Annotated in this window: 12 protein-coding genes; 7 read left to right on the forward strand and 5 right to left on the reverse strand. The window is 34.5% G+C overall.

Features of this window, described 5'->3' with window-relative positions; all coding sequences use genetic code 11:
- Positions 1-342 precede the first annotated feature (342 nt).
- Positions 343-3,147, forward strand: coding sequence for a two-component regulator propeller domain-containing protein (locus tag Q1A60_RS12665; protein ID WP_299766371.1), 2,805 nt, complete (start codon positions 343-345; stop codon positions 3,145-3,147).
- A 377-nt stretch (positions 3,148-3,524) separates the two neighbouring features.
- Positions 3,525-5,681: a carbohydrate binding domain-containing protein gene (locus Q1A60_RS12670; protein WP_299766369.1), complete on the forward strand. Its 2,157-nt coding sequence runs from the start codon at positions 3,525-3,527 to the stop codon at positions 5,679-5,681.
- Between the two features lie 308 nt (positions 5,682-5,989).
- Here Q1A60_RS12670 and crcB read toward each other — a convergent pair whose 3' ends face one another.
- Both crcB and Q1A60_RS12680 read right to left on the reverse strand, forming a co-directional pair.
- Positions 5,990-6,361, reverse strand: a complete 372-nt coding sequence (gene crcB / locus Q1A60_RS12675; protein ID WP_299766367.1) for a fluoride efflux transporter CrcB — start codon at positions 6,359-6,361, stop codon at positions 5,990-5,992.
- A 22-nt stretch (positions 6,362-6,383) separates the two neighbouring features.
- Positions 6,384-7,403, reverse strand: a complete 1,020-nt coding sequence (locus Q1A60_RS12680) for a GyrI-like domain-containing protein (RefSeq protein ID WP_299766365.1) — start codon at positions 7,401-7,403, stop codon at positions 6,384-6,386.
- 92 nt (positions 7,404-7,495) lie between these two features.
- Here Q1A60_RS12680 and Q1A60_RS12685 point away from each other — a divergent pair, with 92 nt between their 5' ends.
- Positions 7,496-9,535, forward strand: coding sequence for a dihydrofolate reductase (locus Q1A60_RS12685; protein ID WP_299766363.1), 2,040 nt, complete (start codon positions 7,496-7,498; stop codon positions 9,533-9,535).
- 76 nt (positions 9,536-9,611) lie between these two features.
- Here the strand turns inward: Q1A60_RS12685 and Q1A60_RS12690 are convergent, their stop codons facing one another.
- On the reverse strand, positions 9,612-10,394 hold the full coding sequence (locus Q1A60_RS12690) for a DUF6503 family protein (RefSeq protein WP_299766361.1): 783 nt from the start codon (positions 10,392-10,394) through the stop codon (positions 9,612-9,614).
- A 7-nt stretch (positions 10,395-10,401) separates the two neighbouring features.
- A complete protein-coding gene (locus Q1A60_RS12695; RefSeq protein WP_299766359.1) occupies positions 10,402-13,098 on the reverse strand; it encodes a T9SS type A sorting domain-containing protein in 2,697 nt (898 codons plus the stop codon).
- A 67-nt stretch (positions 13,099-13,165) separates the two neighbouring features.
- Between Q1A60_RS12695 and Q1A60_RS12700 the strand changes: the two genes are divergently transcribed.
- Together Q1A60_RS12700 and Q1A60_RS12705 are read left to right on the forward strand one after the other, a co-directional pair.
- The gene (locus tag Q1A60_RS12700) at positions 13,166-13,963 is read left to right on the forward strand and encodes a TrmH family RNA methyltransferase (protein ID WP_299766357.1); all 798 of its coding nucleotides are present in this window, start codon (positions 13,166-13,168) and stop codon (positions 13,961-13,963) included.
- A gap of 74 nt (positions 13,964-14,037) precedes the next feature.
- Positions 14,038-15,282, forward strand: coding sequence for a M48 family metallopeptidase (locus Q1A60_RS12705; protein ID WP_299766355.1), 1,245 nt, complete (start codon positions 14,038-14,040; stop codon positions 15,280-15,282).
- A gap of 129 nt (positions 15,283-15,411) precedes the next feature.
- On the opposite strand, the gene Q1A60_RS12710 is transcribed toward Q1A60_RS12705, so the two are convergent.
- Positions 15,412-16,110 (reverse strand): peptidylprolyl isomerase, encoded by a 699-nt coding sequence (locus tag Q1A60_RS12710; protein WP_299766353.1) that lies wholly within the window; start codon positions 16,108-16,110, stop codon positions 15,412-15,414.
- A 17-nt stretch (positions 16,111-16,127) separates the two neighbouring features.
- Between Q1A60_RS12710 and Q1A60_RS12715 the strand changes: the two genes are divergently transcribed.
- Together Q1A60_RS12715 and Q1A60_RS12720 are read left to right on the forward strand one after the other, a co-directional pair.
- Positions 16,128-16,772 carry a CoA pyrophosphatase gene (locus Q1A60_RS12715; protein WP_299766351.1) on the forward strand — a complete coding sequence of 215 codons (645 nt, stop codon included), beginning with the start codon at positions 16,128-16,130 and terminating at the stop codon, positions 16,770-16,772.
- A 58-nt stretch (positions 16,773-16,830) separates the two neighbouring features.
- Entirely contained in the window at positions 16,831-17,634 is an 804-nt protein-coding gene (locus tag Q1A60_RS12720) for a lysophospholipid acyltransferase family protein (RefSeq protein WP_299766349.1), read from the forward strand.
- Positions 17,635-17,795: the final 161 nt, after the last annotated feature.

Genomic DNA, 17,795 nt, shown 5'->3' on the forward strand with positions numbered 1-17,795 from the left:
GAAATATTAATATCATTAAATATAAATGCACAAAAACTATACATTTAGCTTATTTATGTTTGTTTTTTTGAGAATTTGATGGTTTTTGCTTGCTAATATTGAGAATATTGATATTTGGAGTGTTTTTATTTTAACATTAAAAAATCACTGCTGTATAGCTATTTTTTGTTAATTTTTTGTTAATGCTGTAGTAATGTTGTAGTGATTTCATTTCTTGTATAGGCGTTATTGCCTCTGAGTATGAGTTAAAAATGTGATTTAATAACTCATTTAGATAAATATAGAATCTGTAAACGATCTAAATCTGCTTCTTTTAGTCACTATTTAAGCAAAAAAAGCTATATGATAAAGTATATTATACGTTTACTCTTTTTACTATTTTCTTCTGTTTTTCTAAAAGCTCAAGAACTTCCTCCTGTAATAAACTATCCTCCTAGTGTATATGATGCTGATAATCAAAATTGGATGCTTACTCAGGGTCCTGATAAAACAATATATGTAGCTAATAATAGAGGTTTGTTAGTCTTTAATGGGGCACAATGGGATTTATATCCTTCTCCTAATAAAACGATTGTTAGAGGTGTTAAAGCTGTTGCTGATAATATATATACAGGCGCCTACATGGATTTTGGTGTATGGGAAAAGGATAGTACAGGTGTCTTGAAATACACTTCTATTGTTGCAAGTCTGAAAATAGAAATGATTGAAGATGAACATATTTGGAACATAGAAAGTTATGGTCAATATGTTCTTTTTCAATCTCTAGATCGGATTTATATATATGATTCTTTAGACCATCAGATTCAAATGATTACTCCAGATCAACAAGTGGTACGATTATTTTTAGTAGGTGATGATTTGTTTTTCCAAGTTAAAGAAAGAGGATTATATTCTATAGAGAGTGGGGAAGCCATTCTCTTTAGTTCAAATCCTGTGCTTCTTCAGGAACGTTTAATTAATCTCTTTAGAATTGATGGTGAATTAATAGGCGTTACAGCAAATAATGGTTTTTATAGTATAGAAGAGGAACAGTCCGTACCTTGGAATGTAGTAAGTAATGAATCAATTAAAGAATATACGGTTTATAGTGCTATTCAACGCAAAAATGAGTCAATAGTATTAGGAACTATTGAAAATGGAATTGTTCAGCTTTCAAAAACAGGGGCATTTGAATACCAGATAAAGCAAGGTAACGGTCTGAATAATAATACAGCACTTGCATTGTTAGAAGACAAAGACCAAAACTTATGGATTGGTTTAGATGCAGGAATAGATTGTGTAAATAATCAAAGTGCTTTTTATCATTATATAGATGTGAGTGGAAGATTAGGGACAATATATGCTTCTGCAGTTGTAAATGGTTATATGTATTTAGGAACAAATCAAGGGCTCTTTTATAAACCTGAAAATTCGCAATCAGAGTTTATTAGAATGCCTGGTACTGAGGGGCAAGTGTGGAATTTACGAATTATAGATGGTACGCTGTTTTGTGGACATAATAATGGAACTTATATTATAGAAGGTGCTAAGAATAAATTAATTGCAGGTATTGAAGGTACCTGGGATATTAAAAAAATAGAAGGAAAAGAAAACCTTTTATTACAAGGGAATTATGATGGTCTTTATGTTTTGGAAAAGTCTCCACAAGGATGGGAAATAAGAAATAAAATTGAAAACTTCGTTAATTCATCAAAACACTTTGAGGTTACAAGCAATACTAAAATCCTTGTTAATCACGAGTATAAAGGTGTTTTTGAAATAACTGTAGATGATGAATACCAACAAGCTTTAAAGGTATTTAAAAATACAAGTGTGAATATTGGTGATCATTCTAGTTTAGCAAGATTGAATGAAACTATTTTTTATGCAAATCAAGAAGGAGTGTTTGTATATGAAATTAATAGTGCAGAATTTAAACGAGAAGAAAAGCTCAGTCTTATATTTAATGATAAAACCTTTGTTACTGGAAAACTTGTAGAAGATCGAAATAGGTTGTGGGCATTTACAAAAGATAATCTTATATGTATTTCTAGAGATAAATTAGACGGTGCTTTTACGATACAAAAAATATTTATACCCATTAGTTTACGTAATACTGTAGAGGGATATGAAAGTTTTGTTCGTTTTAGTGAAAATGAATACTTATTAGGTACTTCAAATGGTTATATAGTTGTCAATACGAATGATGCTGATAATGTTATTGAAGAGTATAAAATAAAATTAAATTCTGCCAGTGTTCATAGTTTAGGAAAGTCACCAAGATTAGTTCCTTACAGTGATGAAATAGAGTTTTCATCAAGAGACAATAACGTAAGTTTCTCCTATAGTGTTCCTGAATATGATAAGTTCCTTACTACTGAATATTCATACTTATTAGAAGGCCTGTATGATGTATGGAGTCCTTGGACTACGAATCCGAGTATACATTTTGAAAATTTGCCACATAGTTCTTATACTTTTAAAGCAAAAGCGCGTGTAGGAGGGAAGGAAACAACTAATGAAATAACATATTCTTTTGTAATTAATAGGCCTTGGTATCTGTCTAATTTAAGTATCGTTTTATATGTTATTCTAACGGTGCTATTATTTATCTTATTGAATTGGTTTTATAAACGGTATTATAGAAAACAGCAACAATTAGCGCTTGATAGAACAAAAAGAGATATGGAATTGAAAGCTTTAGAGAGTGAAAAACAAATTGTAGAATTAAATAATGCCAATTTAAAACAAGATATAGATGCTCGTAATAGAGAATTAGCAGTTTCTACCATGAATATGGTTAATAAGAATAAAACCCTCAACGCTATTAAAAATGCATTATTAAAGGCTGAAAGAGTTGAAGATATAAATAAGATTATATCATTAGTTGATAAGACTATAGAGAATGAAGAAGATTGGAACTTTTTTGAAGAAGCCTTTAATCATGCTGATAAAGATTTTTTTAGAAAAGTGAAAGAGAAGCATGCTTCTTTAACAGCCAATGATTTGAAATTATGTGTCTATTTACGATTAAATATGTCTTCTAAAGAAATAGCACCATTATTAAATATCTCCTCACGTAGTGTTGAAATAAAACGCTACAGACTTCGTAAGAAATTAGACTTATCAAGGGATATCAACCTAAATGATTACTTCATTAACCTTTAACTAGTACAACATGTTGTTTTTTTAATACAACATTACCACAACAACTGTATATTTTGTTTAAAGATCACTTGCTTTAAACAAAATCTAAAATATAGTTGAATCCCTTACATCTATTGGACTTTTTGCTAATTTTTAATATGCTTTATAGTAAACAAAATATTAAATCGTGTTGTATGTTTTTTGTATAGGTCTTCTTTAGGGATTCATCAAAAAATAGCCCTTAAATTTGAGTAATTCGAAATTACAGTTGGATAGATTTATCAATTTCTTATTGTTTGTTGGTTTTAGTTTCATAATCAATAACAAGTCGGTCAATTATATGTTATCTGTATTTCAATGATCTTAGAATTTAATGAATGCTTAATACACACACTATTATGAAAAAAATTACTTTTTTAGTTTTTATGTTTCTCGGAGCAATTGTTCTTCAGGCCCAAGAAAATTTATTGTCAAACGGCGATTTTGAACAAGGAATGGTTACTTGGTTTGGAAACGCTTTTAATGTGCAAGAAGATGGAGGAAATAGTTTCAATTTATCGGATAATGAAATTTCAGGAAATCCATTTGATGTAAATTTAAGTCACCCAGTAGAACTAACAGCTGGATTAACGTATACATTAAGTTTTGATGCATCAACTTCTATGGAAAATGGAAGCAGAACGATTATTGCGGGTATTGGTCTTAATGAAGGTGATTTTGCAGCAGCTACTGAAGTAGTTACAGTAACTTCAGACTTCCAAACATATACACTTACATTAACGCCGCCAGCAGGAAGTATGAATAGTCGTGCTTTATTTGATTTAGGTGCAGATGGTGGTGTCCTAGTAATTGATAACGTCGTTCTAACAGTCGAGGAAACAATGAATGAGGACAATTTATTATCAAATGGAGATTTTGAAGAAGGAATGGTTACATGGTTTGGTAATGCATTTAATGTACAGGAAGATGGAGGAAATAGTTTTAATTTATCTGATAATGAAGTTTCTGGAAATCCTTTTGATGTAAATTTAAGTCATCCAGTAGCATTAGAAGGAGGAGTAACATACACTTTTAGTTTTGATGCTTCCACTTCAATGGAAGATGGTAGTAGAACGATTATAGCAGGTATAGGTCTGAATGAAGGAGACTTCTCAGCAGCTACTGAAGTAGTTACAGTAACTTCAGAAATACAAACATATACACTTACATTAACACCTCCAGCAGGTAGTGCAAATAGTCGTGCATTATTTGACTTAGGAGCAGACGGTGGTGTTTTAGTACTAGATAATGTAGTTCTAACTGTTGAAGATACAATGACAGAGGGAGAATTATTAGAGAATGGTGATTTTGAACAAGGAATGGTTACATGGTTTGGAAATGCATTTAATGTACAGGAAGATGGAGGTAACAGTTTTAACCTATCTGATAATGAAATTTCAGGAAACCCATTTGATGTAAATTTAAGTCATCCAGTAGCATTAGAAGCTGGAGTTGAATATACTTTTAGTTTTGATGCATCTACTTCAATGGAAGATGGTAGCAGAACAATCATCGCTGGAATTGGTCTTAATGAAGGTGATTTTGCTGCAGCTACTGAAGTAGTTACAGTAACTTCAGATTTGCAAACATATACATTCACGTTAACACCTCCAGCAGGTAGTGCAAATAGTCGTGTATTATTTGACTTAGGAGCAGATGGTGGTGTTTTAGTATTAGATAATGTATCGTTGATGGTAGCAGATGGCGGTGGAGATCCTGTAGTGCCATTAGTAGCTGCACCAACACCTCCAGCAAGAGCAGAAGATGCTGTATTCTCTATTTTTAGTAATGCATACAACAATCAACCTAATGTAGTTTTTGGAGCTTTTGATGTAGGTACTACAGATATTGAAACTATTCAAATTGAAGGCGATGATACACAACAAATCAATTTAAACCAACCAGCAGCAGAATTCTTGCTAGTAGATTGGGGAGAAGTTGTAGACAATACAGCTATGACGCATTTCCATATGGATTACTGGATTGATACTCCTTTATCTGCTGGTTTAATAGCAAATCCATTATGGTCTAACCACGTTGGGGATGCTGGTGAAACATCTTCATTTGGATTAACAAACCCTGTGACTACTTTTGGAGAATGGGTGTCTATAGATGTACCTCTTGAAAACTTTGATTTTGGGAATAATAGTAATAACCAACAAAGAGATGCGTTAAGACAGTTTGTACTTACAGTAGCTGGAGCAGAGACAGGAACAAGAACAATCTTTTTAGATAATATCTATCTACATAATAATACAACACTTAGTACAGAAGAATTTACAGCAGTAGATATCAATGTATATCCTAACCCATCTACAGATCGTTGGACAGTATCAACAAATTCAGACCTAATAACGTCTGTAACTGTATATGATCTTTTAGGAAGAAGCGTATCAGTAGCAACACCAAATGCTGCTACATTTGATATCAATGCATCAAATTTAAAAACAGGTATCTATATTGCTACGATTACTACAAATCAAGGGCAAGAAAGCATACGATTAATAAAACGCTAGATTCTTAATCCTAGGGGGATTACTTAATTTTAGTAGGAAAGGGCTATTATCTTTTGATGATAGCCCTTTTAATATGTTAGCGTGTTTTTGATATAAGAAAACATTTAATCAAGGTATCATCACCTGTTAAATAACATATTTCTTAGAATTTCGCCCCAAAAGCCATTTCATATCATTGAAACGTATTTATAGGCAATAAGAAGATTATTAATGGGAATTAATCATTATAACTTTTCGCTTTAAGCGAAAAAATATAAGAGAATATATAGTGTAAAAGAAGAATACAGATTCCTTAGATGAATTATATATTAAAGTGTTTTTACAATCCACATACCACCAAATACTGCAAGAATCCCAACCGCAAAACTAGCAATAGCATAGATGGCAAATAGCATAAAATCTCCAGACTTTATAAAATTATGATTTTCATAGGCAAATGTAGAAAAGGTAGTAAACCCTCCACAGAAACCAGTAGCTAATAGAAGTGTTGTATTACTAGATAATGTATTATTTTTTATAGCCCAGCCTAACACAAGTCCTATAATAAGACTCCCTAGTATATTTGCTGTAAATGTCCCGTATGGAATTCCTGTAGTAGAAGTATTCCATACTTTACTAAGTAAGTAACGTGCAATACTTCCCGTACCGCCACCTATAAAAACAAGCAGTAATTGCTTCATTGTATATTGATCTTTTTCTTTTTTATTCTACAGGGATATAGATATCAGTTACCCAATCTGCTGGGTTAGGATAATTACCAGGATCATTTGTATAAATTTCAAATGGCTTTTGTTCACTCTGTGTTAATTGATATTGCGCTATGTATTGCATGGCTTCTGCCCATGCCTTATCTAAATATGTATAATTTCCTTTTAATGTAACTTTTACAGCTTTCGTTTTAGGTAAGTATCCACTTAAAACCGTACTTTCTTCTGTGATTTCTACCGCATTAGCAACGGGTATCGCATTACTCATAATGATGCTTCCATTAGGATTCATTTCATTATAGATAGTAAAAGGCATACCAGATTGTGTAATCCCTTTTTGATTCATATACTGCATAATTTCACCATAATTTTGAGCCATTATATTGCTAATATTTGTACCACTCGCAGAGGTTGTTTTATACACATAAAATCCGCCACCATATTCTGTAATACCTTGTATTGAGACAGCGTGGTCTTCCATTTTCTCTCTTACATATGTTTCTAATCCTTCCAGTCCATTAGTATACATCGTACGCATATCACCTTCAAAATCGGTTCCAGAAAAGGCAAAATAGACCTTATCCATTAGCGTGTGTTCTCCTTCAACTTTCCAAGATACTTCTACACCAGTATCTGTAGGTGTAAATTCCCAACCTACTTTAGAGGCGCGTTCTCCTCCGGGAGTTACAAGATTAAGATCCTGTTCGATGGCTATATTTTCTTGAACGGCTGTAGTTTTCATAGCCCCTGGAAATGCTCCATCCCAAGAATAACCACCACCTATACCTACCGTAGTAGCGTCATACGAAAATATCATTGTAGAATCTTCTTTTTTCCAAGGTCCCCATTGTTCCCAAGTTTTGTAATCATTAACCGTATTATATAGTATAGATGCAGGCACTTGAATAACGCGACTTTCCTTGATGTCATAACGACCATCTTTTGAAGCAAAATAAATAGCACCGCCAATTAAAAAAATGAGTAAAAGAAAGAATAGGAGTTTTAAAACTTTCATTGAATATAGGGGGTTAGTTAGTGAAGCTAAGATACTAGATTTTTAAAACTTCTAATTTTGGTATATTTACGCACAAATAAAAATGAATCTCAATGAAATTTAAAGCGTTATATGGCTTTGGACTTGCTGCTTTATTAGCTGTAAGTTGTGGTCAAGATCAACAAACTACAAAAAGCGAAGAGGGTGAAAATACCGCTTCCGCGAAAACAGAAACAGCAGCATTTGATTATCAAGTAGATCAATTTGCAGATATCAAAATATTACGATATAAAATTCCTGGTTTTGAAGACTTGACACTAAAAGAGCAAAAGCTAGTATACTATATGACACAAGCAGGTCTTGCGGGTCGTGATATTATGTGGGCGCAAAACTATCGTCATAATTTAGAAATTAGAGATGCACTTGAAAAAGTTTATACTTCGTATTCAGGAGATAAAAATTCTGAGGATTGGAAACATTTTGAAGAGTACTTAAAACGCGTATGGTTTTCTAATGGAATCCACCATCACTATAGCAACGCAAAATTACAACCAAAATTTTCAGCAACGTATCTTAAAGAGGTATTAGCAGCTTCTGGAGCAACTTTAGAAGGAGAAGCGTTTGATGTGATTTTTAATGATAAAGATGCAAAAAAAGTAAACCTTTCTAAAGATGCAGATATTGTATTAGAAAGTGCGATTAACTTTTATGGACCTGATGTAACTACAGCCGATGTAGAAGCATATTATGGAGCGATAAAAGTAGATAAAAACGAACCTATTGAAGTAGGACTCAATACACGCCTTGTTAAAGAAAATGGAAAACTGGTAGAGCAGGTATACAAGAGTGGGGGTATGTATGGCACTGCAATCGATGAAATCATTGGTTGGTTAGAAAAAGCAAAAACAGTTGCAGAAAACCCAAAACAAGACGAAGCCCTTGGACTTCTTATAGAGTATTATAAAACAGGTAGTCTTGATACCTGGGATGATTACTGTATTGCATGGGCTACATCTACCGAAGGAAATATAGATTGGATCAATGGGTTTATAGAAGTATATAACGATCCAAAAGGATATAAAGGATCTTATGAAACCATCGTACAGATTAAGGATTTTGATATGTCTAAAAAGATGGCTGTACTTTCTCAAGATGCACAGTGGTTTGAAGACAACTCTCCGTTAATGCCAGAACATAAGAAAAAAGAAGTAAAAGGCGTTTCTTACAAAACGGTTATTGTAGCAGGAGAAGCAGGAGATGCATCGCCTAGTACACCTATTGGTGTAAACCTTCCTAACAATAACTGGATTAGACAAACACACGGAAGTAAATCCGTATCGCTAGGTAATATTATCAATTCTTATGCAAATGCAGGAGGTTCTGGTCGTTTACAAGAATTTGCACATGATGCAGAAGAAGTAGAATTAGAAGAGAAATATGGCCAATTAGCAGATAAATTGCATACTGCTTTACACGAGGTAGTAGGACATGCATCTGGACAAATTAACGAAGGAGTAGGAACGCCTAAAGAAACACTTAAGAGTTATAAGTCTACGATTGAAGAAGGAAGAGCCGATCTTTTTGGTTTATACTACCTAATGGATCCTAAACTTCAAGAACTAGGATTGGTAGAAGATTGGGAAAAAACAGGAATTGCAGCGTATGATGGTTATATCCGTAATGGATTAGTATCTCAATTAGTACGTTTGGAATTAGGAGATGATGTAGAAGAAGCACATATGCGTAATCGCCAGTGGGTAAGTGCATGGGCTTTTGAAAGAGGCGCAAAAGATAATGTAATAGAAAAAGTAACTCGGGATGGTAAGACATTCTATAACATAAACGATTATACAAAGCTTAGAGCAATCTTTGGAGAGTTATTGCGCGAGACACAACGTATCACTTCAGAAGGAGATTATGACGCTGCTAAAGCGCTCGTAGAAGATTATGGCGTAAAGGTAGACCCAACACTTCACAAAGAAGTATTAGATCGTAATAGTAAGTTTAAAAGTGCTGCGTATAGTGGATTTGTAAATCCAGTGATTGTTCCAAAGACAGAAAACGGAGAAATTACAGGTTTTACAGTAAACCAACCAACAGATTTTCAAACACAGATGTTAGAATACGCCAAGACCTATGGATTTTTGAAGTAACAGTAACATATTAACAAAACAAAAAAGCTGTCCTAAATTAGGACAGCTTTTTTGTTTTTGTTGACTAAGTAGTAAATTATTCAGCAAATTCACCATTTACTGGTTTTTCAAATTTAGAAGCATCAGGAACATTTTTAGATATGGTAGCTGCCGTAAAGGTACGTTCACCACTCATTGCTGTAGGAACTCCATCTTCTACTTTATACCATTGTAATACACTTGGTAATTGTACCCCATCTATATCTGCCCATTGATCATATTTAATGTAGTTAAAACGATCACTTTTTTCATTCTTACCATATGTTACTGTATAGGCTAGCCATTCCATTTGGTTTGTTTTTGGATTACGGTATACGATATATTCATCGTCTGGGGCATCACCAACACCACTACCAAAGGAAATTTTAGTACCAGGGTAAGAAACACCTTCAAATGTTAATGCAGGCACGTCGCTATAGGTTATACCGTCATCACCCAAAACAAAAGGCATCGCATAAAAGTAGAACATCAAGTTATGGTAAAAACGAGCACGTTGTGGTTGAAAATAAGTTGAATCCTGTGCTAACCATACTTTATTTCCATCAAAACCTAAAGTGTATTTGTCTGTCTGGATTAACGTTTTACGGGATTTTAAATCTACCGTATGACGTTCATCACCTAGTGTATAGGATAGATAATTCATGTCATTCCATTTTTGTATTCCTCCATGCGCTTTAAACACAGAAGCAATAGCAGCTGGATATTCTTTTTCAATAACGTTAGTGACTTCTTCCGTAACAGTTGATGTAGCTTCTTGTGCTTTTTCTTTACAGCTTAAAGCGAAAATTGCCACAGCAACTAAAAAAATAATTTTTTTCATTTGATGATTAGTTTTTAATGAATTGTATTGGTTTTCTGTTATCAACTTCCATAAAATAAACACCATTAGTAAGCGTACTTATATCCATTGAATAACTTGTAGAATTGTTATTCACTGAAGATAATACGGCACGACCTAAGGTGTCATAGATGGTAATTGTAGCATCTAAGTCGATATTTTCTAAAATAATTACAGAAGAAGATGGATTTGGGTAGAGTGCGAAATTAGTTACTGTAAATTCATCTGTACTTAAAGCAACATCAGGATCTAAGAAATCTGGAATCCCATTATCATTAATGTCATCATCTAGTGGTGATCCGCTATTGTTATAATCTTCATCTCTCGTTAAGACTAAATCTCCATCATCATCATCATCAAGATAATTTTCTATCATATCATCATCGGTATCTATAAAATCTTGTGGAGCAATACCGGCACCTATTCCTGTAATTTCATCAATGGTCATGACTAAATCTCCATCATCATCGTCATCTAGGTAATTAGGAATGTCATCATTATCTGTATCATCATCTTCCAGATCTCCGTTACCATTCAGGTCTTCTTCTTCATCAGGAACACCATCATTATCGGTATCTTCAGGACAAATTGTTATGTTTATAGAAGCAATATAATTACAAGATATACCAGTATTATATGTAGCAGTACAACTAATTTCATAAACTCCTTCTTGATCAACAGTAATCGTTGGCTCTAGTGAAGCCAGTTCTCCATCTAATCTCCAAGTATATGCATAAGATACTCCAGCTATAGGAGTTTCTACTGTTCCATTTAATATTGTAGTATTTTCAGTATCCAAACACGTTTCTTCAAGAATTATAAACGGTAATGGTTCTACAAGAATTTGAAATTCTATAATATCTGAAGGACAAAAACTATTTGAATTGATTGCGCGCGCATATATAGTCTGGGGATTACTTGTATTTGTATATGCGGTTGGAACTGATATTGAATTTTCCGTATTTTGAGCATCTTCTATTGAAACATAGTAAAGTACGAATGTACTCGGATCACCACCAGTGATTATATCACTTTGTTGTGTTATATCGAAAGTAGCTATATCTTGGTTAGGAATCCCATTAACTCCAGGATTTGTAGCACATTGGATAATATCACTTACAGGATTTGTTTCAGGTCGCGTTTCTACATTAAATATGACGCTACTAATAGTATTACATCCTGTATTCAAATTTTCTATTCTAAAGAATAATTCATCTCCGTCACTAACTGTAAATAAAGATGATTGATCAATAGGAAACGCATTATTCTCGGCTTCTATCATAGTATCATGATATGAAATATTAAAATCAGCGGTGTCTTGTGGCACTAATAAGAAACCTGCATCATCTGCTAAGGTTGTAAGGTCTATATCGCCCATGGTATCATCGCCATCAAACTGTTCACAAAAGGTATAATCAAATGGAATATCTTGAGATAATATAGGAGATTCTGCTATTGTAAGATTAAAAGAAGCAATAGAAAAACATCCAAGAGTTTCATTTTTTAATCGCGCCCAAATTACTGTACCTGGTGCACTTACTAGATAATTTGCAGGATCACCAATAGGAAGCGTATCGTTGGACGCATCCATTTGAGATTCATGATAGGTAACTGTATAATCAGTTGGATCGAATGGTCCTAAGATAATAGGCGTATTCGTAGTAAGATCAAATAGAGCCAGATCACTTCCATCATTACATTGTGTAAGATCTGGTAATGGAGTCGCTATAGGAGGATTAGGGGTTGTAATTAAAGTAATAGTAATAATTCTGAAACATTCTGTAGCCGTAAGAGGGTCTATATCTGTAGCACGTACATAAAGCGTTTGCGGATTGGCAATACTTGCATAAGGAAGTGTTAAATCAATTTCTGAAGTGCCTAATTCTGCGTTTTCTAATGTTTCATGAAAACTTAAAGCGACATTCGTTTCTCCATTTAATATATCATCTACTAATAATTGTAAATCAAAAAGCCCAATACCATCTTCATTATCATCACAGACCATAACATCAGGAATAAAACTGGGAGATGGTAATTGGTTTACGATTAATGTAACAGGGACAACACTTGAGCAGTTACTAGTACTATCGAAAACAAGCATCCAAATAGTTTGTATGCCAGGAGAGACATTTTGATACATACCTGGTAACGGATCTTGACTATTATTTGCATCAGATTGTGTTAAGTGAAGGGAAATAACCAAATCAGGATCACCATTCGTTGCCTCAATAGCAAGGCTATTTAAATCAAAAGTTGCTAATTCATCTACATCACTACCACTTTCTATATCGTCACAAACTTCAACGAGTCCAGGTGTCGTAAATACAGGCTGAGGATTAACAATCACATTAAACACCCCAATCTCAAATAGATCTGTATTTGCAATTTCTTCCACACGTACAAATATCGTAGCATCACTACTTGTATATGCATTTGGAGTAGGAATTGGATTTGTATCATTATCGGCATCTGCCTGTGTAAGATGATATGTAATATTAAAATCAGCAGGATTTTGAGACCCTAATACAATAGCATTATTTATAGTGAGGTCAAAAGTTTCAATACCATCATTATTTTCATCACAGGCTGTAAGATTAATAGGAGGGTTTTCGATAGCTTCTAAAGAAGAAGCATGTGTTATAAAAATAGATCCTATTGTAAGGATACAAAGTAATAGTTTGTTCATAATCTGTAGTTTAAAAGTAAAAATAGTTATAATACCTTTGCCTTTTAGATAATAGCAAACATTATTTATGTTAAAACACATCTCAAGTTCCCAAAATCCAACGGTAAAGAAGCTTATAAAGATACAGTCTAAAGCAAAGGCTCGTCAACTAGAAGGCGCGTTTCTTATTGAAGGGTTGCGTGAGGTTCATCTTGCGATTGCTGGGGGATATACCATCACTGCGCTTTATATAAAAGAACGTTTTGTGGAGGATGCTTCGGTGGTGGCGCTTATTAACTCATTAGAGGGAGTTGCTGTCACATCACTTTCTGATGAGGTGTACCGTAAAGTGGCATATCGAGATGGGACGGAGGTTGTGATTGCTTTCGCGAAAGCAAAAAAAACCAATTTAGAAGTGTTACAATTGCCAGAGAATCCGTTAGTACTTATCGCAGAAGCTCCTGAAAAACCAGGAAATATAGGCGCATTATTACGTACCGCCGATGCTGCCGCAGTCGATGCCGTCATTATCGCAAACCCCAAAACCGATTTATATAACCCGAATATCATAAGGTCTAGTGTAGGCTGTGTGTTTACCAATCAAATTGCCATGGCTCCAACAGAAACGGTGATTTCATTTTTACAAGAGCGAAATATTCAGATTTTTAGTGCGATTCTACAAGAAGCACAATCGTATCATACACAAGATTATACGAAAGCGACTGCTATTGTTGTAGGAACCGAAGCCACTGGACTCACGACTCCTTGGCGAGCGGCAAGTACTCAAAATATTATCATTCCGATGAATGGCGAAATAGATAGTATGAACGTGAGTGTCGCCGCAGGAATTCTTACTTTTGAAGCAAAACGTCAACGAGGTTTTTAATCGCACCTGCCAGCCGAAGAGCTAGGTTTGCAAAAGCAGGTTTAACCTAAACACATATTGTTAACAGCATATTTATGACATCACAGACATTATTTTATAGTATTATCGCTATTCTCGTACTGAGTTACTTGGTCGATTTTATCATGGGATATTTAAATGCAAAACATTTTAATGACCCTATTCCAGAGGCTTTAAAAGATGTGTATAACGAAGAAGAATATCTAAAATCACAGGCGTATAAAAAAACAAAAGACCGTTTTGGAACCTATACAGCTACCTTTAGTCTACTATTGACATTAGGTTTTTTCTTTTTTGACGGCTTTGCTATTGTAGATCAATGGGCACGGACATTTACAGATCACCCTATAGGAGTTGCACTTATCTTTTTTGGCGCGATTCTGTTTGCGAGCGATATCTTAACAACGCCTTTTTCTTATTATGATACGTTTGTAATCGAAGAGAAGTTCGGATTTAATAAGATGAAACCCATTACCTTTTTTATGGATAAGTTGAAAGGATGGATCATGGGTATTGTAATAGGTGGAGGTTTGCTTGCCTTAATCATTTGGATTTATGAAATGACACAAAATTCTTTTTGGTTGTATGCATGGGGTGTTGTGACGTTGTTTTCTTTATTTATGAATATGTTTTATGCGCGATTAATTGTGCCTATTTTTAATAAACAAGCACCCTTAGGAGCAGGGGAATTACGTTCCAAAATCGAAATGTATGCAACAAAAGTGGGATTTAATCTTACGAATATATTTACCATCGATGGTTCTAAACGTAGTACCAAAGCAAATGCATATTTTTCAGGTCTAGGACGCGAAAAACGAATTACGTTATACGATACCTTGATTAATGATTTGGATGATACTGAAATTGTTGCAGTTCTTGCCCATGAAGTAGGACATTATAAACGTAAACATATTATTACTAATCTATTGCTTTCGGTAGTAATTACGGGAGTTACCTTATGGCTGTTTTCGTTGTGTTTAGCACAACCTATCATTGCTGAGGCAGTTGGTGTTTCGATTCCTTCTTTTCACGTTGGGATGGTTGTTTTCGGAATTTTATACAGCCCTATATCTGCGATTACGGGATTTTTTATGAGTGCGCTTTCGCGAAAGCATGAGTATGAAGCAGACAACTACGCCGCCGAAACCTATGAAGCCGAACCGCTTATTAGTTCGCTTAAAAAACTTTCTAAAAACAGTTTAAGTAACTTGACACCGCATCCGTTATATGTAGCGTTACACTACTCACATCCTACCTTGTTACAACGAGTGGAGAATCTGAAGAGGCATTCAGTTGTTTAGCTTTTAGTTCTTTGTCTTTTGCTTTTACAAAAAATGTTATACACTTATATTTCTCGTTTTCACGAAAACAAAAGGCTCCTCACCTCAACGAGGGGAGGAGCCTTTTTATTTTTGACTAACGACTAATAGCTACTCAATAATTTCAATTTTCATGTAAATATTCTCTTCAGGCCATTCGGTGCCATCTACAGCTACTTTGTTCATTTCATCTACCACATCCATGCCTTTGGTAACTCTTCCAAAAACGGTATGTTCACCATCTATATGATGTGCACCACGATGAGATTGAACAATAAAAAATTCAAATGGGGAAGAAGCCTTACTGATATTTTGTTCGCTATACTTTGCTGCAGAAAAGGCACCACGCACGTGTGGATGGTGTTTTTTTGCTTCATTAGGTAATAGGTAATTGCCCATGCCTTGTCTATTACGAGCTGTTGTTCTAGTATCATTATTACCACCTTGTACTACAAAATCGGGTGATACTCTATGAAATTGTGTAGTATTAAAATATTCATTTTTCACAAGCATGATAAAGTTTGCTCGGTGTAGGGGAGTATCTTTATAGAGCACTACTTCGATATCTCCAAAGCGTGTTATAATACGCACTTTGGTTTCTGGGTTTTCTTCTCCATAGGTCTTTAAAAATGGTTTCAATTCTGCTTGCGAAGCAATCATTGGGTTTTCAGGAGTTCCTTTTGGAGCAGGTGCTTTAGGTTTCTTTTTTTCTGAAAGAGTATCTTTAATTACAACGGCTTTTGGTGTCTCTTTTTTTGTAGATTTAGTATCTTGACATCCTAAGAAAACGGATATTAAGAATAATAGCATAATAGACCTATACATACATGAAATTTGATACGTGTTTACGATTACTTTCAAAAATAAGCAATTTGCCGTTGCCAGGTAAAAAAGCGCAATTTATGATGGCGCCTATAGAACGAGTCACACAATTTAGTGATTTGGATGTTGCTAAAATGAATCCTCGTAAAGCAGGAGTAATGATGCTTTTTTATCCTGATCAGGATCATACGGCAAAGATGATCTTAATGCTTAGAAAAACGTATAAGGGAGTGCATTCCAATCAAGTGGGGTTTCCAGGAGGGAAAGTAGAGGAGGAGGATACAAGTATGCTCGATACCGCTTTACGCGAAACAGAAGAAGAGATAGGTATCTCTAGAGATAAAATTACGGTTGTAAAGGAAATGAGTGCTACCTATATTCCGCCTAGTAATTTTTGTGTATATCCTTTTGTGGGGTACAGTGATACCCCATTAGATTTTGTTCCTCAGGAAGAAGAGGTAGAGGGATTGATAGAAGTTGCTATCACTGATTTTTTATCAGATGAAGCTGTTATATCCAAAAAAATGTCGACATCTTACATGGATGATATAGATGTACCTGCCTTTTTATTAAATGATCATATTGTGTGGGGAGCTACAGCTATGATGCTTAGTGAATTAAAGGTGTTGCTACTTTCTGGTCAGGAATAATAGGGTTTTGTATCTTTGTGATTCTGTTCTTACGACAGGACACTATTTAAATTACTACATGGGTCTATTTAAAACTAATCCATTCGGACATATACTTTTTTTAAAAAAATGGCTTATTCGCATTGCGGGTGCTTTGACGCATAGGCGTTACCGAGGGTTTAATGAATTACAAATAGAAGGGTCTGATATACTTCGTAATCTACCAGAAACAAATGTGTTGTTTGTTTCTAATCACCAAACGTATTTTGCAGATGTGGTGTCTATGTTTCATGTGTTTAATGCAAGTTTGAGTGGACGTGAAGATTCTATAAAGAATATAGGATATCTCTGGAACCCTAAAATGAATTTATACTATGTGGCTGCGGGAGAGACTATGAAAAGTGGTTTGTTACCTCGTATTCTAGCGTATGCAGGTGCCATTACCGTAAGTAGAACCTGGCGTGAAAAAGGAAAAGAAATAGACCGTAAAGTGAATTTTCAAGATACCGAGAATATTGGTATTGCCCTTGATGATGGTTGGGTGATTACCTTCCCACAAGGAACAACAAAACCTTGGAAACCTATTCGAAAAGGAACCGCACACATTATTAAACAATACAAACCTACAGTGGTCCCTATTGTAATAGATGGCTTTAGACGTAGTTTTGATAAGAAAGGACTACGTATTAAAAAACGTAATATTTTACAATCCTTTGAAATCAAAGAACCTCTTGAGATTGACTATGAAAATGATTCTGTAGAAACTATTGTTGAACAATTAGAATATGCTATTGAGCAACATCCTTCTTTCTTAAAAGTAATCCCAGTAGATGAACTTGAGAAAGAAGAAGAACTCAATAAGAAACGACAGTGGGAGTATTAGGCATACCCCATAACCGTATATAGTTCACATCAATTTACTTTCGTTTTCCCTTCTGTATTTGTTTAGAAAACGAATCTAAGTACAAGCATGATAGCTTGCTTGCACTTAGATTTAGACTTTATTGGCACCGCCAAAGGATTTAATATTTCGGGGCTTGCCTC

This window comes from uncultured Dokdonia sp. (genome assembly GCF_947492535.1).
Taxonomy (GTDB): Bacteria; Bacteroidota; Bacteroidia; order Flavobacteriales; family Flavobacteriaceae; genus Dokdonia.

Bases quoted from the DNA above. Each gene is read 5' to 3' on its own strand.
- Q1A60_RS12665 (WP_299766371.1), top strand. From the start codon at position 343: ATGATAAAGTATATTATACGTTTACTCTTTTTACTATTTTCTTCTGTT.
- Q1A60_RS12670 (WP_299766369.1), top strand. From the start codon at position 3,525: ATGAAAAAAATTACTTTTTTAGTTTTTATGTTTCTCGGAGCAATTGTT.
- crcB (WP_299766367.1), bottom strand. From the start codon at position 6,361: ATGAAGCAATTACTGCTTGTTTTTATAGGTGGCGGTACGGGAAGTATT.
- Q1A60_RS12680 (WP_299766365.1), bottom strand. From the start codon at position 7,403: ATGAAAGTTTTAAAACTCCTATTCTTTCTTTTACTCATTTTTTTAATT.
- Q1A60_RS12685 (WP_299766363.1), top strand. From the start codon at position 7,496: ATGAAATTTAAAGCGTTATATGGCTTTGGACTTGCTGCTTTATTAGCT.
- Q1A60_RS12690 (WP_299766361.1), bottom strand. From the start codon at position 10,394: ATGAAAAAAATTATTTTTTTAGTTGCTGTGGCAATTTTCGCTTTAAGC.
- Q1A60_RS12695 (WP_299766359.1), bottom strand. From the start codon at position 13,098: ATGAACAAACTATTACTTTGTATCCTTACAATAGGATCTATTTTTATA.
- Q1A60_RS12700 (WP_299766357.1), top strand. From the start codon at position 13,166: ATGTTAAAACACATCTCAAGTTCCCAAAATCCAACGGTAAAGAAGCTT.
- Q1A60_RS12705 (WP_299766355.1), top strand. From the start codon at position 14,038: ATGACATCACAGACATTATTTTATAGTATTATCGCTATTCTCGTACTG.
- Q1A60_RS12710 (WP_299766353.1), bottom strand. From the start codon at position 16,110: ATGCTATTATTCTTAATATCCGTTTTCTTAGGATGTCAAGATACTAAA.
- Q1A60_RS12715 (WP_299766351.1), top strand. From the start codon at position 16,128: ATGAAATTTGATACGTGTTTACGATTACTTTCAAAAATAAGCAATTTG.
- Q1A60_RS12720 (WP_299766349.1), top strand. From the start codon at position 16,831: ATGGGTCTATTTAAAACTAATCCATTCGGACATATACTTTTTTTAAAA.